The organism is Dechloromonas sp. H13 (assembly GCF_009469615.1).
Lineage (GTDB): Bacteria > Pseudomonadota > Gammaproteobacteria > Burkholderiales > Rhodocyclaceae > Azonexus.
On sequence record NZ_SSXX01000008.1, the window covers coordinates 22,774 to 44,001 of the forward strand.

At 53.6% G+C, this 21,228-nt stretch carries 19 protein-coding genes; all 19 read left to right on the forward strand.

Annotation, left to right across the window (positions count from 1 at the left end):
* Positions 1-13: 13 nt before the first annotated feature.
* The 19 genes from GH660_RS15305 (at position 14) to lapB (ending at position 21,220) form a co-directional block, all read left to right on the forward strand.
* Positions 14-679, forward strand: a complete 666-nt coding sequence (locus tag GH660_RS15305) for an acetyltransferase (RefSeq protein ID WP_153147561.1) — start codon at positions 14-16, stop codon at positions 677-679.
* The gene (locus GH660_RS15310; RefSeq protein ID WP_153147562.1) at positions 676-1,602 is read left to right on the forward strand and encodes a hypothetical protein; all 927 of its coding nucleotides are present in this window, start codon (positions 676-678) and stop codon (positions 1,600-1,602) included. Before GH660_RS15305 ends, GH660_RS15310 begins: the two co-directional genes overlap by 4 nt.
* Complete coding sequence (locus GH660_RS15315; protein WP_153147563.1) at positions 1,592-2,014, forward strand: GtrA family protein; 423 nt, start codon at positions 1,592-1,594, stop codon at positions 2,012-2,014. Before GH660_RS15310 ends, GH660_RS15315 begins: the two co-directional genes overlap by 11 nt.
* Positions 2,011-2,895: a class I SAM-dependent methyltransferase gene (locus tag GH660_RS15320; protein WP_153147564.1), complete on the forward strand. Its 885-nt coding sequence runs from the start codon at positions 2,011-2,013 to the stop codon at positions 2,893-2,895. Before GH660_RS15315 ends, GH660_RS15320 begins: the two co-directional genes overlap by 4 nt.
* Before the next feature lie 45 nt (positions 2,896-2,940).
* Complete coding sequence (gene rffA, locus GH660_RS15325) at positions 2,941-4,089, forward strand: dTDP-4-amino-4,6-dideoxygalactose transaminase (protein WP_153147565.1); 1,149 nt, start codon at positions 2,941-2,943, stop codon at positions 4,087-4,089.
* Positions 4,090-4,284: 195 nt separating this feature from the next.
* Positions 4,285-5,481 carry a right-handed parallel beta-helix repeat-containing protein gene (locus GH660_RS15330; protein WP_194266332.1) on the forward strand — a complete coding sequence of 399 codons (1,197 nt, stop codon included), beginning with the start codon at positions 4,285-4,287 and terminating at the stop codon, positions 5,479-5,481.
* A gap of 167 nt (positions 5,482-5,648) precedes the next feature.
* Positions 5,649-7,508 (forward strand): asparagine synthase (glutamine-hydrolyzing), encoded by a 1,860-nt coding sequence (gene asnB, locus GH660_RS15335; RefSeq protein ID WP_153147567.1) that lies wholly within the window; start codon positions 5,649-5,651, stop codon positions 7,506-7,508.
* Between the two features lie 98 nt (positions 7,509-7,606).
* The gene (locus GH660_RS15340; protein ID WP_228276520.1) at positions 7,607-9,367 is read left to right on the forward strand and encodes a heparinase II/III-family protein; all 1,761 of its coding nucleotides are present in this window, start codon (positions 7,607-7,609) and stop codon (positions 9,365-9,367) included.
* Between the two features lie 85 nt (positions 9,368-9,452).
* Positions 9,453-10,646: a glycosyltransferase family 4 protein gene (locus tag GH660_RS15345; RefSeq protein ID WP_153147569.1), complete on the forward strand. Its 1,194-nt coding sequence runs from the start codon at positions 9,453-9,455 to the stop codon at positions 10,644-10,646.
* 5 nt (positions 10,647-10,651) lie between these two features.
* The gene (locus GH660_RS15350) at positions 10,652-11,629 is read left to right on the forward strand and encodes an SDR family oxidoreductase (RefSeq protein ID WP_153147570.1); all 978 of its coding nucleotides are present in this window, start codon (positions 10,652-10,654) and stop codon (positions 11,627-11,629) included.
* 27 nt (positions 11,630-11,656) lie between these two features.
* A complete protein-coding gene (locus tag GH660_RS15355) occupies positions 11,657-12,217 on the forward strand; it encodes a sugar transferase (RefSeq protein WP_153147571.1) in 561 nt (186 codons plus the stop codon).
* Entirely contained in the window at positions 12,217-12,789 is a 573-nt protein-coding gene (locus GH660_RS15360) for a NeuD/PglB/VioB family sugar acetyltransferase (protein ID WP_153147572.1), read from the forward strand. The genes GH660_RS15355 and GH660_RS15360 overlap by 1 nt, the downstream gene beginning before the upstream one ends.
* A 29-nt stretch (positions 12,790-12,818) precedes the next feature.
* Complete coding sequence (locus GH660_RS15365) at positions 12,819-14,711, forward strand: nucleoside-diphosphate sugar epimerase/dehydratase (protein ID WP_228276521.1); 1,893 nt, start codon at positions 12,819-12,821, stop codon at positions 14,709-14,711.
* A 115-nt stretch (positions 14,712-14,826) separates the two neighbouring features.
* On the forward strand, positions 14,827-15,639 hold the full coding sequence (locus GH660_RS15370; protein WP_153147574.1) for a hypothetical protein: 813 nt from the start codon (positions 14,827-14,829) through the stop codon (positions 15,637-15,639).
* Between the two features lie 64 nt (positions 15,640-15,703).
* Positions 15,704-17,635 (forward strand): bifunctional 3-phosphoshikimate 1-carboxyvinyltransferase/cytidylate kinase, encoded by a 1,932-nt coding sequence (locus GH660_RS15375; RefSeq protein ID WP_153147575.1) that lies wholly within the window; start codon positions 15,704-15,706, stop codon positions 17,633-17,635.
* A gap of 70 nt (positions 17,636-17,705) precedes the next feature.
* Positions 17,706-19,403 carry a 30S ribosomal protein S1 gene (rpsA, locus tag GH660_RS15380; RefSeq protein ID WP_368666121.1) on the forward strand — a complete coding sequence of 566 codons (1,698 nt, stop codon included), beginning with the start codon at positions 17,706-17,708 and terminating at the stop codon, positions 19,401-19,403.
* 11 nt (positions 19,404-19,414) lie between these two features.
* On the forward strand, positions 19,415-19,699 hold the full coding sequence (locus GH660_RS15385; RefSeq protein WP_153147577.1) for an integration host factor subunit beta: 285 nt from the start codon (positions 19,415-19,417) through the stop codon (positions 19,697-19,699).
* Positions 19,700-19,766: 67 nt separating this feature from the next.
* Positions 19,767-20,051, forward strand: a complete 285-nt coding sequence (locus GH660_RS15390) for a lipopolysaccharide assembly LapA domain-containing protein (protein ID WP_228276522.1) — start codon at positions 19,767-19,769, stop codon at positions 20,049-20,051.
* Entirely contained in the window at positions 20,048-21,220 is a 1,173-nt protein-coding gene (gene lapB / locus GH660_RS15395; protein ID WP_153147579.1) for a lipopolysaccharide assembly protein LapB, read from the forward strand. The genes GH660_RS15390 and lapB overlap by 4 nt, the downstream gene beginning before the upstream one ends.
* The last annotated feature ends 8 nt before the right edge of the window (positions 21,221-21,228 follow it).

The following is a 21,228-nucleotide window of genomic DNA, read 5'->3' on the forward strand; positions in this document are numbered from 1 at the left end:
AAAATCGGATTCCATGAAGACACCATTAATAATATTCGGAGCAGCGGAGCAAGCCCAGTTGGCTCATTTTTTCTTCTCGAAAGACTCCTGTTACGAAGTGGTGGCTTTTGCGGTAGACAAGGCATTCCTCGACAAAAATGAGTTTTGCGGCTTGCCGGTCGTTGCTTTCGAAGAAGTTGTAGCGACTTATCCGCCGAACAAATACGCGTTTTTCGTTGCACTCGGGTATTCAAAACTCAACGAATTACGTAAAGAAAAATATCATTCCGTCAAAGCCTTGGGCTATAACTTGGCTAGCTACATCAGCCCTCGCGCGACGATCTTGAATGATGGCCTGATTGGTGAAAACTGTTTCATTCTGGAAGATAACACTATTCAGCCCTTCGTAACTATCGGAAATAACGTGACGCTCTGGAGCGGAAATCACATTGGACATCACTCTAAGATCGGCGACCATTGTTTTGTCACTTCCCATGTCGTTGTTTCGGGTGGGGTTGAGGTTGGTCAAGCTTGTTTCATCGGCGTCAACGCCACGATACGTGACCACATCAAGATTGGAGAGCGGTGCCTAATCGGTGCTGGCGCACTCATTCTCGGCGATGCCGAACCTGAAGGTCTCTATGTAGGTGCTACGACTGAACGATCAAAGGTTCCAAGTACAAGGCTGAAAAGGATATGAGGCGTCAATGGAGAAAGCTCGGGCTACTGTATTGTCCATCGGACTGTGACCGCCATCCAACACTTCTTTCACACGCAGCCAACCCGTTGCCAATTCGGCTTGAGGGAGATGTCTATCGGGTTTTCTTTAGCGGCAGGGATGCAAATAACCGATCCTCTGTTGGTGCTGTTGATATTGACATTGTCAGACGCGAAGTCGTCTACGAACACCAACAGCCTTTCTTTCAACATGGGCCCAAAGGCAGTTTCTACGCGGATGGTGTCAGCATTGGCAACTGTTATGCGGTCGACGGTGTGCATTACATGCTTTTCATGGGTTGGCAGAATCCCGAAGCTGGTCATTGGCGGGGGGACATCGGCAGACTAATTGTACAGCCGAACCTCACTCTGGAATTGGATGTTGATGTCCCTTTCATGGGCTCCGATATTGTTGATCCGGTCAGCCTCTCGTATCCGTGGGTACTGGAAAATCCAGAGGGTGGTTATCGCATGTGGTACGGCTCTACCGCGACATGGGATGCAGGCAACGGAGAAATGTTGCATGTGATCAATTATGCAACGTCTCACGATGGACATTCTTGGCAGCGAGAGGGATTGGCGGTTCCGTTCGAGTTCGGCAGAGCGCAGGCCTTTTCAAGGCCCACAGTTCGACGTGATGAACAAGGGGCCTATGAGATGTGGTTTTCTTATCGAAGCGGTAGCGGGGAAAAATACCGAATCGGCCATGCAGTTAGCAGTGATGGTCGCAATTGGGGTCTTTCGCTTGAGGACGCAGGCATTGATGTCTCAGCCGATGGGTGGGATTCGGAGATGATCGAATATCCATTCGTACTGGACCACAATGGCCAGTGGTACATGCTCTACAACGGTAACGGGTTTGGAAAGACAGGATTTGGTTTGGCAGTGCTGACCGATGGCTGGTGAGGTTTTCAATATCAAGACCAGGGAGTCGGTTACGCAACTGTTTCGCTATGCTCTCGTAGGACTGCTGAGCAATGTTGCAGGCTATCTGGTCTATTTGGCGTTTACTTACGTTGGTGGGACTCCGAAAGTCACCATGACCTTGCTATATGGCGTTGGTGCGGCGGTTGGCTTTTTCGGAAACAGAAGTCTCACTTTTGAACACCAAGGAAGCATCATGGGGGCTGGGGTTCGGTATGTCATTGCGCACTGTATTGGCTACTTGCTTAACCTCGGCATCCTTATTGTGTTTGTCGATAAATTGGGTCACCCCCATCAGTGGGTTCAGGGTGTTGCAATTTTCGTAGTGGCAGCGTTCCTGTTTCTAGCATTCAAGGTTTTCGTGTTTCCCGATAGTCGTGAGGTCGCACGATGAAGCGCTGCCTCTCTTGCCAACACATATTCTCCTCCTTCGCGACTGATTGCCCGGCTTGCGGGTTTTCGCCAGTGCTCAAAGATGGCTTCCAGTTGTATGCGCCTGACTTTGCCGAGAGCGGGGGAGGGTTCAAGGCTAGTTATTTCTCAGAACTGGCACGATTGGAAGCGCAGAATTTCTGGTTTCGATGCAGAAACCAATTGATCGTTTGGGCTCTAAACAAGTATTGCAAGGATTTTCAGTCGTTTCTCGAAGTCGGGTGTGGCACGGGTTTCGTCTTGTCCGGTGTGTCGCAGGCATTTCCTGCCGCTACATTGCTTGGTAGCGAGATTTTTACAGCCGGCCTTGGCTATGCTGCGGCAAGGTTGCCGTCAGTCAAATTCATTCAGATGGATGCCAGGAACATTCCGTATCGTGACGAGTTCGATGTCATTGGGGCTTTCGATGTTCTGGAACACATTGACGATGACGTCACGGTTCTTCGTGAAGTGCGCGCGGCACTGAAGGAGAAAGGTTTCTTGTTCATTACCGTTCCTCAACATGCATGGTTATGGAGCCCAGTGGATGAGTATGCATGCCACGTGAGAAGGTACTCGGCTTCCGAATTGCACTCAAAGCTTGAATCGGTCGGCTTCGAAATCGTGCGCAGCACTTCATTTGTATCCGTATTGCTGCCGGCGTTATTGCTGTCGCGAGTCAAACAAAGGTACACGCAGTCAAACATTGATCCGGCCGATGAATTGAAGCTTTCAACGGGCTTGAATGCTCTTCTCTACAAAGTGATGCAGGCTGAATTTGGGGTGATAAGAAGCGGGATTAATCTGCCCATTGGTGGTTCACGACTGGTTGTTGCCAAGCGAAGAGATTGGGTATCGAAATGATTGTTGGCTCACGAGTACTAGAACTGGCTGCCAGGGGGATCGTAAGTGGCTAACGAGAAGATACCGTTCAACAAGCCTTACATGACCGGCAAGGAACTCTATTACATTGCCGAAGCCAAGTTCGGCAACATGCTAGCCGGTGATGGACCTTTTACAAAACGTTGCCATCGCTGGCTTGAGCAGAAGACCGGGTGTAACAAGGCGTTATTGACCCATTCTTGTACCGCGGCGCTGGAGATGGCAGCTCTGTTGCTGGATATCCAGCCTGGCGACGAAGTCATCATGCCGTCGTTCACATTTGTGTCCACTGCCAATGCTTTTGTCTTGCGCGGCGGGGTGCCGGTGTTTGTGGATATCCGTGAAGACACACTGAATCTTGATGAGCGTTTGATCGAAGCGGCCATTACACCGCGCACCAAAGCGATTGTGCCAGTGCACTACGCGGGTGTCGCGTGCAAGATGGATACCATCATGGCGATCGCTCGCCGGTATGGGTTGAAGGTGGTAGAGGATGCCGCGCAAGGCGTCATATCCAGCTACAAGGGGAACGCGCTAGGGAGTATCGGTGACCTTGGTGCATACAGTTTTCACGAGACGAAGAATGTGATTTCCGGAGAAGGTGGGGCGCTATTGGTCAACGATCCAGAACTGGCATTGCGTGCAGAGATCATTCGAGAAAAGGGCACGGATCGCAGCCGTTTCTTCCGGGGTGAAGTGGATAAGTACACCTGGCAGGAAGTGGGCTCATCCTTCCTTCCCGGGGAACTTATTGCAGCATTCCTCTGGGCGCAACTGGAAGAGGCGGAGTGGATTACCAATGACCGCCTGGCGAGTTGGGGGCGTTATCACGAACTACTGGCGCCACTGGAAGCGAAGGGCATCCTTCGTCGACCGGTTATTCCGGAAGGGTGCCAGCATAACGCGCACATGTATTACGTGCTGCTGGCACCCGAAATTGACCGGCAACTGGTATTGAACGAATTGAAACGCAACGAGATTTACTCGGTGTTTCACTACGTGCCTCTGCACTCTTCGCCTGCCGGGCAGCGATATGGGCGGGTACATGGTTCGCTGGAGATGACTAATGGCCAAGCTGAGCGTTTGATCAGGTTGCCGTTGTGGGTTGGTATCGCAGCTGAGCAGCAGGGCCAGATAGTCAATGTGCTTGGACAGTTTTTGGGGAAGCACTACTGATTTATTCTTGAGTATCTTGGTAATCCAACCAACATTTTTCGCGGCGGTCAAAAGTAAAGTTGGTTAAAAATACTAAATTCTATTTTTTGGGGTTATGGCACCGAGCGCCATCTTAGGACGTTCGTGATTGTAGGTCCCCATCCAGTGGGGTGGATGATGCTGCGCCTAATCGATCGACTTGAACAGGTAACCTATATGGTCAATGAAAAAACTAAACTCATAAGCTTATATGGCATATTATTAATAATATCAGTTTGGGCAAAAAACGCATTCAGCGCTGAGAAAACAACTACTGGGTGTGACGTGAATGCATTTGTGGTATCAAAGCTGATAATGGTTAATTCTGAAACTGTATTTAATGGCAATCCAGCCTCAATCTGCATTGAGGGGTACGGAGGATTTCGCGTCCGTGCGGGAGGAAAATTAATACTCAAAAATACCACAGTGACTTTGTTGCATAATGCTAGTAATAAAACAGGTGCAGCCTTTATTAAACTAGATCCGGGAAGTGCTCTTCGGTTAACGCGAGTTAAAATAATATCCAATCTCGAGACGGCAACTAAGGAAGCTGTAGACAAAAATACTGGGGCCTTGAATATAGAAGGAAGTGAAAATGTTATTGCTGGGGAGACTGCAAGAGACTTGGGGGTTAGACTTGAAATATCTGACAGTTTCGTAATCTCCAAGCACGCGTATTCAACTGGAGGCATTTTCATTAAGCCATCAACTAAAAATGCAAAGGGTGTCTCAGGGTGGATTGTCAATACTCGCTTTGAGAATACTTGGAGCCCTATAAAATTATATGGCGCCAAAAATTTTAATGTGTCTAATAATGTGTTTAAAAGAAACCCTGGGACAAATATTTCAATCTCTGGAACAGATGTATTGATTAGCAAAAATGAGATAGTCTTTCCAGGAAATGGGTACATTGGCGACGGGATAACAATATTTAATCCATTGAGCGAATCAAGAATACTTGAAAACAATATAACCGGCGGAAGTTGCTATGGGATATGGTTTTATAATTCACGATTTAGAAACATATTGGTTTCGCGCAACCGAATTTCATCTGGTGTTACAAATGGGCTTAATGTGTCGAATAATAAAAAATTCAAAAGCCACGGCTTGCTGATTAAAGAAAATCATTTCACTGCGAACGCAGGGTTTGGAGTGGGAATTGATTCAGACGTTTCAGGCGTCACCTTGGCATCAAATTATTTTATCGGAAATGCGTCATCTTTTGGTGATTTTGACATTGCAATATCAAATACCGCAGTTGCTGTAGTCAAAGATGATAATATCTCAGCTCAGAAAATTGACCCAAATTGGGCCAAAGAGCGATCGCCGAATCGTACTCACGTTAATGAGTCAATAAGGGTTCTAAGGTTTTAACGTATCTCAATATTAAAGAATATCTGCCCCTTGGGTTTCTATAGTATAATTGACTATTTTGACATCATTCATATTTGTGGGTTAACGGTAATATAACTGAGTGCTGTTAGTGTAATGTAATTTTTAAATTTTTTATTTTCCAATCGGGTTGCCTGTAGGAATATTTCATGTGTGGTTTATTCGGAGTGGTTTGTCGCAAAGAAGATTTCGAGGCGATTGGCCCAAGGATTGAGCGGGCTCACAAGATACAGAGTCATCGCGGGCCGGATATGCGGGGCGAGGTCTTGCTGGATACGCGAGGTGGGCGCGTCGTCTATCTGGCTCATCAGCGTCTTTCCATTCTTGATCTTAGCGATGCTGGCCGTCAGCCGATGCAAGACAGGGCGCAGTGCAGTTGGATTGCCTATAACGGCGAGGTTTATAACTACCGTGAATTGGCTGAAGCGATCGGTTTCGAATCGATCGGGGGTAGCGATACTGAAGTCGTTCTTGAGTATTTCAGGCGCTATGGTGTTGAGGCGTCCCTGCCAAAATTCAATGGCATGTGGGGTATCGCGTGGATGTCCAAGGAGGACGACGTGCTCTATCTCACCAGGGATCGAGCAGGCGTAAAGCCGCTTTACTACACGCTCCGCGATGACCAACTGTTCTTTGCTTCAGAAATCAAGACACTGTTGGTTCTGGCTGGCCGTCGTCAGAAAATAAATCTTCAGGTCGTTGGGGAATACCTGCTTCAGTCGTTGCAGGATGCTTCAGATGCCACATTTTTTGCTGATATATTTGCCATAAAGCCGGGCAGTTACGCACGTGTTCCGTTGAGCGAGCCCCGCCTGGAAGTAAAACCTGTCGAATACTGGAATCCGTTCGCGGCGAATAACAATCCTGTCGATCCAAAGGATGTTATTGGCAACGTTCGTGAAATCGTTACGGATGCAGTGAAGCTGCGTTTGAGGGCTGATGTTCCGGTTGGCGTATTGCTATCCGGGGGGGTGGATTCATCGATTATTGCTGCGTGCGTGAAACAGGTCGTTGGTAGTGAGAGCGATAACGTAACCGTTCTTTCGGCGGTAAGCCCTGGAATGCCCGGTGATGAATCTCATTTTATTGATCGGGTGGCGGCCCATCTGAATCTGAATCCGATCAAGGTCAATACGGCTTGGGGTGCAAACGAGTCAATGGCCCTGTTGCGCAAGGTGACATGGGCAAATGACACTCCCTTGGGGTCGTTCTCCAATGTTGCATTCTATTTGCTGATGCAACGTGCCCACGAAGCGGGAATCAAAGTGGTCCTTAGCGGACAGGGGGCAGACGAATTGTTCTGCGGCTATCGAAAGTACTTGGCGTTTTATTTGCAACAACTCGCCAGGCGCAAGGATTTTGTCGGGTTACTCAAAACTGGATTTGATTTCTGGAAAAATGGTGTCGGCCTTAGCCAGTTCAACTTGACTGAGGCACGTCGCTACCTTAGCCGCAGGGTTGAAACTGAAACCTTGGGGACTGCCCTGAAAAGTGCTTTTGCACCCTTGAGGCTTGGGGTGACGGGTGAGGGAATTGCTCATAGACAATGGCTGGACTACCGTAATTTCTCGGTGCCCTACCTAACCCATTACGAGGATCGGGCTTCGATGGCTTTCTCGCGAGAGGTGCGTCTTCCGTTCCTGGATTACCGGGTGGTTGAGTTGATGCTGAATGCGCCGATTCAATCCAAACTTAATGAAGGTTGGACAAAGTATTCATTGCGGAAAGCCTTTTCGGAACTGCTGCCCCCTGAAATTGCGTGGCGAAAGGATAAACAGGGTTTTTCGATGCCTCAGGAAGAGTGGTTAAGGGGCGAACTAAAGAGTGAATGGCTCAGTGTGCTTCACCAAAACGCTGAAGTATTCAAGCGGGGCATACTTGATCACAATGGTCTGCATGCGAAATTTGAGCGTTTCTGTGCAAAGGAATCTGGCATTTGGTACCGAGAGGTTTTCGCGCCGCTTGCATTGGAGATATGGTTCCAGGAATTTTCTGAATTTATTGATTGATTCACATGCGCGGATTTTCGAGATTGCTGGGTATCGCGAAATTGCTACCGCGGCTTGGCTTGACAAATATATTCCGGGTAGCCAGGCATCGGGTTTTGTTGAAACTGCGGATACATCCGGTTTGTCGGCTGAAAGCCGAGATTGTTGCGGGTCCGTTTTTTCAGGAGGTCGTTAGCAGTCACAATCTGTTGGCATCACAGGCTTGGCAGGGAACACTAAAGTATTTCGATTGGTTCGAGGTTCCTGTTCCGGTGGGGGGCACGCCGAATTGGTTCTACAAGCCGTTTAGCGGTGGGGCTGATTGGCCCTCGGATGGTCCTTGGTGGAAACAGGATACTTCAATCAAGAACACGGGTGACATAAAGGAAGTATGGGATCTCTCCAGGTTCAACTGGGTTTTGGCAATGGCTCAACGAGTTGCCAACGGTGACAATGCGGAAATTCATCGCCTTAACGAATGGCTTCGTGATTGGTCAGAAAAAAACCCACCGTACATGGGGCCGAATTGGGGGTGCGGGCAAGAGGCTTCTATCAGGGTGATGCACCTTGCCATTGCTGCTGTAATCCTTGAGCAAGACAAGTTACCTTCACCTCCTGTCTTAAGCTTCATCAGGGCGCATCTGGCACGGATTGCACCTACCCTGAGCTATGCACTTTCCCAAGACAACAATCATGGTGTCTTGGAAGCCTCTGGATTGTTTGTCGGAGGTGAGTGGCTCTACGCCGTGTGTGGTGATGCTCATGCCAGAAAGTGGGCGGATCTGGGTAGAAAATGGCTTGAGGAAAGAGCGAGAAGGCTGATCTCTCCTGATGGGGGCTTCAGTATGTACTCCGTTGCATATCACCGAGAGTTTTTAGATGCGCTGACGATTTGTGAATTTTGGCGGAGTCGGTTTGAACTGGCTTCATTTTCGCCGCTGTTCCGGGAGCGTGCCAAAGAAGCAGCGTTATGGTTGAAAGCATTTACACATCTGGTAACGGGCGATGCGCCGAACATCGGGGCAAATGATGGCACTAGATTACTACCACTGACGGATACTGAATATCGCGAGTTTCGTCCCTCCGTTCAAATGGCTTGTGTTTTGTTCGCTGGACGTGGAGCTTACGATCAAGACGGTCCATGGAATTTGCCGCTACATTGGCTTGGAGTGCCAATTCCGAAAGAAACCTTGCCAAGCGATAAATCGCGACTATTTGATGACTGTGGGTTTGCAGTTCTCCGTGGGGAGTCTGGAAACGGAGACTATCAAGCATTTGTTCGTTATCCAAGATTCCGCTTCCGCCCGAGCCACGCCGATGCATTGCATCTCGATCTTTGGATTGACGGAGTCAATATATTGAGGGATGGTGGGTCATATACTTACGACTCCAAATTGGGTGCTTTGGATTATCTTGTTGGCACTGAATCGCATAATACATTCCAATTTGACGATAGAGATCAAATGCCTCGTTTTAGCACCTTCCTTTTGGGGAATTGGCTGGAGCTGACAGAGCGTTCAAATATTCAACCCCTGGACGGCGAAGTAGCCTTTTCTGCAAAATACTCGGATGATAAAAATTCCGTTCATGAACGTAAGATTAATCTGATGCCAGAGAAGCTTACTGTTTGCGATAGCGTGGGTGGATTTTCAAACAAAGCAGTGTTACGCTGGCGCCTTGTTCCTGGTGATTGGAAGGTTTTGGATAACGTAGTTGCAAACGGTCGATTTCGACTTGAGGTGTGCTCAAGTGTGACAATCAAGCGATTTGAGATAATCAATGGATTTGAGTCACGCGGTTATTGGCGGAAAACCCAACTGCAAGTATTAGAGGTGGAGATCAATTGTCCTGGAGTTGTTACAACAATTTTTCGTTGGTAAGATACAAAAAAATAATTCTCGATTTTATATCAATAAAATACGGATTAACGGTTTTATGGGTAATCTGAATTAATATGAGTCAATAATGAAAGAAAAGCGTATTCTTTTGCTTAGTTTCTATTTCAAGCCGGATTTGTCTGCGGGTTCTTTTCGGACAACAGCTTTGGTCGACGAGTTTTTGGCGCGGAATCTGCCGTCCACAAAAATTGATGTTATAACTACGCTCCCGAACAGATATAGCAGCTTTAATCTTGATGCTCAAGAGCATGAGACCAAGGGGGCGGTAACCGTTTATAGGATAAAACTGCCTACGCACAGGAGCGGGATGCTGGATCAAGCAAAAGCTTTCGTATTTTTTGCAAATAATGCATTGAGAATTGCAAAGGGTTCCCACTATGATCTTGTGTTCGCAACATCATCTCGGCTCATGACGGCTGCTTTGGGGGCTTGGGTTGCAAAACGGGCGCGCGTGCCATTGTATTTGGATATTAGAGATATATTTGTTGATACGATCAAAGATGTTTTGTCAAAAAACACTGCATTTTTTCTGAGGCCATTTTTTTCGATAATTGAATATTTCACATTCAAAAGTGCCGCACACGTGAATCTGGTCTCTCTTGGATTTGAGCCTTATTTCAAAGAGCGGTATCCAAATCTATCTTTGTCTTATTTTAGTAATGGTATTGATGATAGTTTCTTGTTGGATAAGAGTTCTATTCAGCATGAGGGCAGACAGCGTGGCGGGCCGATTAAGGTACTTTACGCGGGAAATATCGGTGAGGGCCAGGGGTTACACTCGATCATTCCGCAGTTGGCGCGAAATTTTGGAGAACGAGTAATTTTTAAAGTGTTTGGAGATGGAGGGCGGAAGGGGCAACTTGAACGAGCGCTAACGGAACAGGGTATAACCAATGTTGAACTATTTCCGCCGATTTCTAGGGATCAATTGATCAAGGAGTATCTTGCGGCGGATGTGTTGTTCCTGCACTTGAACGATTACGACGCATTCAAGAAGGTATTGCCGTCAAAAATTTTCGAGTACGCGGCACTAGGTAAACCTATTTGGGCCGGAGTGGCTGGGTATGCGGCAGAGTTTTTGTCTTCCGAGGTAAGTAATGTTGCGGTATTTCCTCCGTGCGATGCGCTTCAGGCGATCAGGGCGTTTGAACAATTGGATGTTCGTGACGCTCCAAGAGACAAGTTCGTGGAGAAGTTTCAACGCAAAGCAATCATGAGGTTAATGGTTGATGATGTGCTCTCCTTTTTGGAGGCGGAGTGAGCGTCGTGAAAATACTTGTTACTGGTGCGACGGGCTTTGTTGGATCGGCACTTGTTGATCGCTTAAGGAACGATGGAGTTTTCTCTGTGCGGACCGCGCTGCGAGATGCAGTCGCAACAGGGCAGGACAGATTTGATATTCCAGTTGTGGTTGGTGACCTTAAACCAGATACTGATTGGAAACCCGCGCTTGATGGGATACAAACGGTGATACATCTCGCAGCCAGAGTGCACGTAATGCGTGAGACGGCCATAGATTCTCTTAGTGAATTTAGGAGAGTCAATGTAGAGGGTACAGTCAATTTGGCTCGCCAAGCCATATCGACAGGCGTACGGCGGTTTATATTTGTTAGCTCGATCAAGGTGAATGGAGAGTCGACATTAAGGAGTAACCCATTTCATCCTGACGATGCACCGTTGCCGGTTGACCCGTATGGCATTTCGAAATACGAGGCTGAGATGGAACTACGGCGGTTGGCGCTGGAGTCTGGCATGGAGGTGGTCATTATTCGCCCACCGCTGGTTTATGGTCCGGGTGTTAAGGCCAATTTTCAAACTATGATTCGCTGGGTGTGGCGCGGTATTCCTTTGCCGCTGGGGGCGGTCACGAGCAACAAGCGTAGTCTGGTTTCGCTGGACAACATTGTCGATTTTATCGCGACTTGCGTTGATCATCCTGCCGCTGCCAACCAGACGTTTCTGGTTTCTGATGGCGAGAGCCTGTCGACCGCAGCATTATTGAAGCGGATGGGGGAGGCACTCGGGCGGCCGGCGCGGCTGATTCCGGTGCCGGTTTCTTTGCTGAAGTTGGGGGCAACGATGCTAGGTAAGACAGGCATTGCACAGCGATTGTGCGGTTCGCTAGAGGTCGATATAGGCAAGACACGGGAATTGCTTGGCTGGATGCCACCGATCAGTGTCGACGAAGGCTTGCGGCGGACTGCGGCGCACTGGATTCTGTCGGAGAAAGCGTCGCGCGGTTAAAATATGCATTTTTCCTGATTGTTCCTGATGAAGCGCCTGTTTGATCTTATTCTTGGTTTGTGTGCTGCAGCGGTTCTGGCGTTGCCCATTGTGGTCGTTGCTGTCCTGGTTCGCCTGACGTCGAACGGGCCTGCCCTGTATTGGTCGGATCGCGTCGGCAAAAGCAATGCCGTTTTCAGGATGCCGAAATTTCGCAGCATGCGCGTTGGTACCCCAACTGTTGCGACGCATCTGCTCCAGGATCCCAAGGTGTATCTGACGCCAATTGGGTCCTTCCTGCGCAAGTCCAGTTTGGATGAGTTGCCGCAGTTGTGGAGCATTCTGGTCGGTGACATGAGCTTTGTCGGGCCGCGTCCCGCTCTGTTCAATCAGGATGATTTGATTGCCTTGCGTACGCAGTTCGGTGTGCATGAATTGGTGCCAGGACTGACCGGCTGGGCGCAGATCAATGGGCGGGACGGGTTGCCGATTCCCGAGAAAGTGAAGCTCGATGTGGAATATCTTCAGCGGCAGTCGCTTTGGTTTGATATCTGGATACTTTGGTTGACCTTCGTCAAAGTGTTGCGGCGTGATGGGGTGTCGCATTGATGAAACGGCTCTTGATCATTGGTGCTGGCGGACATGGGCGCTCGGTGGCTGAGGCGGTTCTGGCCAGCGGTGAATTTGTTGTGGCCGGGTTCCTCGATGACGCATTTCCGGACTTGGAGCGGGTCTGGGATGTTCCAGTTCTGGGCAAAGTGGCTGATCTGGCTCAATGGCACGGTGTGGCGGATTGTGCTTTTGTTGCCATTGGCAACAATGCGTTTCGTCAGCGAGTGTCAGCCAGATTGCGGGCAGCAGGATTTTTGCTGGTAACGGTGCTTCATCCACGTGCCATCGTTTCCCCGACCGCAGTGATTGGAGAGGGCTCGGCGATCATGGCGGGCGCGATTGTCGGAACCGAGGTGCGCTTGGGCGAGGGCGTGATCGTGAATTGCGCCGCGGTGGTCGATCATCATTGCCGTGTGGGCGATTTCGGGCACCTCGGGGTCAATTCGGCGATGGCAGGAGGGTCGGTACTTGGAACTGCGGCTTGGATGCAAGCCGGATCGGCGTTGGGGTATGGTGTCGAAATCGAAGCAGGGTTTGTTCTGGAGCCTGGGGAGGCTGTGAGGTCATGATCAGGGGCTTTCTTGCATTGCCACGGCGGATGAAACAATTCATCTCGGTTGCGATCGACCTGGTCTTGCTGACCTTGGCCTTTTGGTCTGCCTTGGCACTGCGTTTTGAAACCCTCGCGCCAGAGGTCGCGCCCTATGCCTCGCAGATGATCGCTGCTCCCCTGTTGGCGATCCCGATCTTCATCCGCCTCGGCCTTTACCGCGCGGTGATCCGTTTCATGGAAGATCGTGTGGTGTTCGTGGTGGCGGGCGGGGTGACGCTGTCGGTGGTGCTGCTGGCCGCTGGCCTGGCATTGACCCATGCCCCGAACGTCTCGCGTGGCTTGCTGGCGATCTATTGGTTGCTGGCCATCCTCTATGTTGGCGCTACGCGCTTTTTGGCGCGCAGCTATTTTCTGCGGACTGAGCGCAGCCAGGATTCGCGTATACGGATTGCCATCTACGGTGCTGGCCGGGCGGGAACGCAGCTGGCCTATGCCTTGCGCGCCGGGCGGGAATATCTGCCGGTGGCCTTTTTCGACGACAACCCGGCGCTGCAGAAGAGCGAGTTGGCCGGTCTGCGGGTGTATTCGCCTGATCAACTGGCGTCGGTGCTTGCGGCCAAGGAGATCGACGAGTTGTTGCTGGCGATTCCTTCTGCCAATCGGGCGCGGCGGGCGGAGATCATCGATCGCCTTGAGGGGCTGCATTGCAAGGTGAAGCTGGTGCCGGGTATGGCGGATGTGGTGAGCGGGAATGTTACGGTCGACGCCATTAGAGAAGTCGAAATCGAGGATCTGCTGGGGCGTGAACCGGTGGCGCCGGATGGCGCCTTGCTGGCGCGCTGCATCACCGGGAAGGTGGTGCTGGTCTCCGGGGCGGGCGGTTCGATCGGTTCCGAACTTTGCCGCCAGATCATCCGCCTGAGGCCGTCGCGGTTGGTGCTGATGGAGCTTTCCGAGTTTGCCTTGTATTCGATTGAGCAAGAACTGGCCGGCCTGTGTGCGCACGGAAATCCGGGGGTCGAACTGGTGCCGGTGCTGGGTTCAGTGATTCACCAGCACCGCAATGAAATGGTGATGAAGAGTTTCGGGGTGCAGACGGTCTACCACGCCGCGGCGTACAAGCATGTGCCGCTGGTCGAGCATAATCCGATTGAGGGCATTCGCAACAACGCGGTGGGAACGCGGCGCATGGCGGAGGCGGCGCTGTCGGCGGGGGTGGAAACCTTCGTGCTGATTTCTACCGACAAGGCGGTGCGCCCGACCAATGTGATGGGGGCCAGCAAACGGCTGTCCGAGCTGATCCTTCAGGCGCTGGCAAGAAAGGGTGGAGTGACGCGTTTCTGCATGGTGCGCTTTGGCAATGTGCTTGGATCCTCGGGTTCGGTGGTGCCGCTGTTCCGCAGACAGATCGCAGCGGGCGGGCCGATCACGTTGACTCATGCCGACATCACGCGCTACTTCATGACCATTCCCGAGGCGGCGCAACTGGTCATTCAGGCCGGCTCGATGGGGCAGGGCGGCGAGGTTTATGTGCTGGACATGGGCAAGCCGGTTAAAATCATCGACCTCGCGCGGCGCATGGTGCATCTGAGTGGCCTGGAGTTGCGCGACGAAGAACATCCGGACGGCGATATCGCGATTGAAGTGGTGGGCCTGCGGCCGGGTGAAAAGCTCTATGAGGAATTGCTGATCGGCGAGAACGTGGAGGGTACGTCACATCCGTTGATCATGCGTGCCTACGAGCATGAAGTGCCGTGGGAGGTGCTGACCGAGCGGCTGGCGAGCCTTGACGAGGCCTGCCAGGCTTTCGATTTCAAAGGAGTGCTGGCCTTGCTCGGCGTGCTGGTGCAGGAATACGCCCCGGCCCGGCATGGCGATGGCGAGCTGCTGTGGCGCACCATGGACACGTTGGCAAAGGGCGATGTTCTGCTGCATTGAGATTTTTGGAAAGCTGGACAAATGAACGAAAACGAAATGGCGCAGGACGACGAGATCAGCCTGTTCGATCTGTGGGAAAAATTACGGGAAGGTTGGCACTACGTGGTGGGGGGGCGTGATCGGATTGGCCAGAGCGGGGTTCTTGGTTGTGACCACGCCACCGAAGTACGAGGCGGTGGCGGTTGTGCAGATTGCTTATGCGCAGCTTGGGCAAGTGATGCAAATTTCCAGCCTTAATGTGGAGCCAGCGACGCAAGTGGTCGAGCGGATGAAGACGCCTGCTTTTCAGACGGCGGTCGCTCAGACGTTGGGGAATACGGCGTGGATTGATGACCTGCAGTATTCGGCAAATGTTACGGTGAAATATATTTCGCGTCAGCTTATCAAGGCCACTTCAGTACAAGGCGCATCGTCCTTGATTGAGTTAAAGGCGAATGCTTCGAATCCTGAGGATGCGAAGAATATTGCAGACGCATCCGTTAAAGAGTTGGAAAAACGCCATTCGGAACTCGCAAAACCGATTCTCGAAAAAAAAATCTACTCGGATCTTAAGTTGGCCAAGGAAAAGCTGATCAGTGCCGAGAAGGAACTTGAGGGTATTAACAAGCCGGTAGCGAACGCCGGGGTCAAGGATGATCGTTTCCCCCAACTTTCGTTGATGACTGGTCTGCGAGTTCAGAAGGAGTCTGAATTATTTGCGCAGCGTCAGGCTATCGTGGCGCTTGAAACTGCATTGAGTGCACCTGCTACCCAACCGACCAACGCAATTGAAGCGGTTTTCGTTACGGACAAGCCGGTATCCCCCAAGAAAACCCTGTTCCTCGCCCTCGGCCTGATTGGTGGTGTGTTGATCGGTGTGGTTGCGGTGTTCTTCGTCGATGCCTGGCGGCGGGCGAAAAGCGAGCGCGCTGGACGAGCGGTGGCCTGACCGGTAGCCCCTAATTTTAAAATCAACCTGGCCCGGTCCTGATCGTCCGGGAGCGTGTCATCGTATGGAATTCCTCGATCTCCCCCAACTCATCTCCGCCGCCGGTACAGTTCGCCTGCCTGGGTCGAAAAGCATTTCCAACCGCATTCTGCTGCTGGCGGCGCTGGCCACCGGGGAAACGGAGGTGTGCGACCTGCTGGCTTCGGACGATACCGAGCGCATGCTCGATGCGCTGAAGACGCTGCGTGTCGGCGTCACGCACCTAGGCGGCGAGAGCTGGAGAATCACGGGGTACGGAGGGTGCTTTCCGGTGCGCCAAGCAGAGCTTTTCCTCGGCAATGCCGGCACAGCTTTTCGTCCGCTGACCGCGGCGCTGGCGCTGTCCGGCGGTGACTATGTGCTGAAGGGCGTCGCCCGCATGCATGAGCGGCCGATCGGCGATCTCGTTGACGGGCTGCGCCAGCTTGGCGCCGACGTGGCTTATCTCGGGAACGAGGGTTATCCGCCCCTGCACCTCAAGCCGGCGACGATTGCTCCCGGCGGGAGCGTCAAGGTACGCGGCGACGTGTCGAGCCAGTTCCTGACCGGCCTGCTGATGGCCTTGCCGCTGACTGGCGAGACGGTTGCGGTCGACGTCGTTGGAGAGCTGATTTCCAAGCCTTACATCGAGATCACGCTGGCGACCATGGCGCGCTTTGGCGTCACGGTCGAGCGCGAAGGCTGGCAGCGCTTCACGGTCAAAGCCGGTAGCCGCTATGTGTCGCCGGGAACGATCTATGTCGAGGGCGATGCGTCGTCCGCTTCGTATTTTCTTGCGCTCGGCGCCATTGGTGGCGGGCCAGTGCGCGTCGCGGGGGTCGGACGCGATTCGATCCAGGGGGATGTGAAATTTGCCGAAGCCCTGGCGCAGATGGGCGCGCGCATCGAGATGGGGCCGAACTGGATGGAATCGCGGGCGCCGGAAGGTGGTCTGGTTGCGGTCGACCTCGATTGCAACCATATTCCCGACGCGGCGATGACGCTGGCGACGGCGGCCCTGTTCGCCCAGGGGACGACCACCCTGCGCAACATCGCTTCCTGGCGCGTCAAGGAGACCGACCGCATTGCCGCGATGGCGACCGAGCTGCGCAAGCTTGGGGCGCTGGTGGAAGAAGGCGAGGATTTCATCAGGGTCACGCCGGCCGAATTGAAGCCCGCGGCCATCGATACCTACGATGACCATCGCATGGCGATGTGCTTCTCGCTGGCTGCATTCGGGACGCCTCTGCGCATCAATGACCCGAAGTGCGTGGCCAAGACGTTTCCCGATTATTTCGAGCGTTTCGCCCAGGTCACCAGAGCGGCGCCGGTGATCGCCATCGACGGTCCGTCCGCTTCCGGCAAGGGTACGGTGGCGGCGCGCGTGGCGGCGGCGCTCGGTTTTGCCTATCTGGATTCCGGGGCCTTGTACCGGTTGACCGCGCTGGCCGCCAGGCGGGCGGGTGTCGATTGGGCCGATGAAGCCGGTGTCGCAGCAATTGCGGCGGCGCTGGATGTCGAGTTTTCCGAGAACGACATTCGCCTCGACGGGCAACCAGTCGGTGAGGCCATTCGCAGCGAGGAAATCTCATCCGGCGCCTCGCAAGTAGCGGCATTGCCGGCGGTGCGCGAGGCACTGCTGTTCCGCCAGCGGGCGTTCAACACCGGGCCGGGGCTGGTTGGCGATGGCCGCGACATGGGGTCGGTCATCTTCCCGCAGGCTACGCTCAAGGTGTTTCTGACGGCGAGTGCGGAGGCCAGGGCGGAACGGCGCTATAAGCAGTTGATCGAAAAAGGATTCTCTGCTAATCTCCCCGACCTTCTGCTTGACCTTCAGCAACGTGATGCGCGGGATTCCCAGCGCAGCGTGGCACCGCTCAGGCAGGAGGCAGATGCCAAGTTGCTTGATACGACAGCGCTCACCATCGAACAGGCGGTGAATCAGGTGCTGGCGTGGAGCAGGGAAGCATTGCAGTAAGGCGTTGTCGGTCGACGGATCGGTGATGTATTTTCAACTCTAACCCGCTGTGGATTTCGCGATCCGTGGCATGAAAGTTCTCTCCGTAATGGAATCTTTTGCTCAACTGTTTGAAGAATCCCTGGCTCGCCAGGAAATGCGTCAAGGCGAAGTCATCACTGCAGAAGTGGTGCTCATCGATCACAATTTCGTCGTGGTCAATGCCGGCCTGAAATCGGAATCCTATGTTCCGCTCGAAGAATTCCTGAATGATCAGGGCGAAATCGAAGTCAAGGTGGGCGATTTCGTCCAGGTTGCCATCGAAATGCTGGAAGACGGCTACGGCGCCACGCGCCTGTCCCGCGATCGCGCCAAGCGCATCGCCGCCTGGAACTTCCTGGAAGAAGCCCTGAACAACAACTCCCTGGTCACCGGCACCATCACCGGCAAGGTCAAGGGCGGCCTCACCGTCATGTCGAACGGCGTCCGCGCCTTCCTGCCGGGCTCGCTGGTCGACATGCGTCCGGTCAAGGACACCACCCCGTACGAAGGCAAGACCCTCGAATTCAAGGTCATCAAGCTCGATCGCAAGCGCAACAACGTCGTGATGTCCCGTCGTGCCGTGCTCGAAGCCACCGCCGACAAGGATCGCGAAAAGCTGCTCGAGAACCTCAAGGAAGGCACCGTCGTCAAGGGTATCGTCAAGAACATCACCGACTACGGCGCATTTGTCGACCTGGGCGGCATCGATGGCCTGCTGCACATCACCGACCTGGCTTGGCGCCGTGTCCGTCACCCGAGCGAAGTGCTCAACGTTGGCGACGAAGTCACCGCCAAGATCCTCAAGTTCGACGCCGAGAAGAACCGCGTCTCCCTGGGCATGAAGCAGCTGGGCGACGATCCGTGGGTCGGTATCGCCCGCCGCTACCCGGCCGGCACCCGCCTGTTCGGCAAGGTCACCAACCTGACCGATTACGGTTCATTCGTTGAAATCGAGCAAGGCATCGAAGGTCTGGTGCACGTTTCCGAAATGGACTGGACCAACAAGAACGTCCATCCGTCCAAGGTCGTCTCGCTGGGCGACGAAGTCGAAGTCATGATCCTCGAGATCGACGAAGAGCGTCGCCGCATCTCCCTCGGCATGAAGCAGTGCAAGCCAAATCCGTGGGACGACTTCGCGATGAACCACAAGAAGGGTGACAAGGTTCGTGGCGCCATCAAGTCGATCACCGACTTCGGTATCTTCATCGGCCTGCCTGGCGGCATCGATGGTCTGGTTCACCTGTCCGATCTGTCCTGGTCGGCGACCGGCGAAGAAGCTATCCGCAACTTCAAGAAGGGCGACGAAGTCGAAGCCCTGGTGCTTGGCATCGACGTCGAGAAGGAACGCATCTCCCTCGGCATCAAGCAGATGGAAGGCGACCCCTACACCAACTTCATCGCCACCCACGAGAAGAACAGCATCGTGCGCGCTACCGTCAAGTCGGTTGATGCACGCGGCGCGGTCCTGACCTTGGACGGCGAAAATGAAGGCTACCTGCGTGCTTCCGAGTTCTCGCGTGATCGTATCGACGACCTGTCGCAACACCTTAAGGTGGGTGACGAAGTCGAAGCCATGATCATCAACGTGGATCGCAAGACCCGCGGCATCAACCTGTCGATCAAGGCCAAGGACAGTGCCGAACAGCACGAAGCGATGCAGAAGTTGTCTGCCGAGTCTTCCGCTGCTGCTTCCGGTACGACCAACCTGGGTGCCCTGCTCAAGGCCAAGCTCAACCAGCAAGGCTGATAAGGCAAAGCATGACCAAGTCCGAGCTCATCGCCCGGCTGGCGGAGCGTTTTCCCCAGCTGGTGGCGAAGGATGCTGATTTCGCGGTCAAGATGATCCTCGATGCGATGTCCGAAGCGCTGGTGCGCGGGGATCGCATCGAGATTCGCGGATTCGGCAGCTTTGCGCTCAACTACCGGCCGCCGCGCACCGGCCGCAACCCCAAGTCGGGGGAAAAGGTCAGTGTGCCGTCCAAGTGGGTTCCCCACTTCAAGGCCGGGAAAGAACTGCGCGAACGGGTCGATCAGTCGATCTGACGCCGGTTCAGGCGCATTGTGGTAGATTCGGGGCAGTGAATTTCACTGCCCCTTTTTCTTGGATGTCATGACCGCATTGACCTGGGCCGTCAGGCTCATCATCTTTTCGTTTCTGCTGCTGTTTGCCTTGCGCAACACGCAGCCGGCGATGTTGCGCTTCATACTGGATTACGCTTGGGAAGCGCCGCTGGTGATCATTCTTCTGGCATTTTTCTGCGGCGGTGCCATTCTCGGCGCGTTGTCGCTGGTCGGTGTCATCTACCGCCAGAGGCGTGAAATCGCGCGCCTCAAGCGCCAGGCGGCGAAGCCCGCTTTGCCTCCGACACCCGCCGAGCCGCCACCGCTGGCATGAACGAACTTTTCGAATACTGGCAACTGTTGCTGATCCCGTTGTTCTTCGGGCTCGGCTGGGCTGCCGCGCGTGTCGACATGCGGCAGGTGGTCCATGAATCGCGCGCCTTGCCGCGCTCCTATTTTCAGGGGCTCAACTTCTTGCTCAACGAGCAGCCGGACAAGGCCATCGACTCCTTTCTCGAAGTGGCGAAGGTCGATTCGCAGACGGTCGAGCTGCACTTCGCGCTCGGCAACCTGTTTCGCCGGCGTGGCGAGACCGACCGCGCCATCCGCATGCACCAGAATCTCATCGACCGCCCCGATCTGGACGACGGCGTTCGCCTGCACGCCCTCTCCGAACTGGGGCAGGATTTCCTGAAATCCGGCCTGCTCGACCGCGCCGAGGAAATTTTCAACAAGCTGGTCGGCACTGCTCTCGAAGACGAAGCCAAGCGCAATCTGCTGGAGATTTACCAGGTCGAAAAGGAATGGCAGAAGGCGATCGAACTGGCCCGCGAACTGCCGGATGTCGCTTCGCAGCAGGAGGTCGCCGAGTTTTACTGCGAACTGGCCGCCGGCGAGATCATGCGCTCGCGCCCGGACAGCGCACGCGTTCATCTTGAAGCGGCCATGCAGCAAAACCGCAAGTGCGTGCGGGCCAGCTTGTTGCAGGGCGATCTGTTGCTGCAGGAAGGCAATCTGCCGGGTGCCATCGAGGCATGGCAGCGTATCGAACAGCAGGACCCGGCCTACCTGGCGCTGGTTGCCCAGCGCCTGCTGGAAACCTACCGCAAGCTGGCGCAGCGCGACGAAGGCATTGCCCTGCTGCGCGGCTATCTCGAACGTTATCCCTCGCTTGATCTTCTCGATGTCGTCTATCAGCTGATCCTCGAAGGCGAGGGCAACGAGGCGGCCTATCGCCTGGTCCGCGATGAACTGCAGCGCAACCCGACGCTGCTCGGGCTGGAAAAACTGATGAGCGCCCGTCTGCCGCTCGCCGCACCGGAAATCAGGCCGGATGTGGAACTGGCGAAAACCATTATCCAAGGCTACACCAAGCGCCTGTCGCGCTATCGGTGCGATAATTGCGGTTTCAAGGCGCGCCAGTTCTATTGGCGCTGCCCGGCCTGCGGCGGCTGGGAAACCTATCCGCCGCGCCGCAGCGAAGAATTCGATCAAACCTTGTAGGAAATACT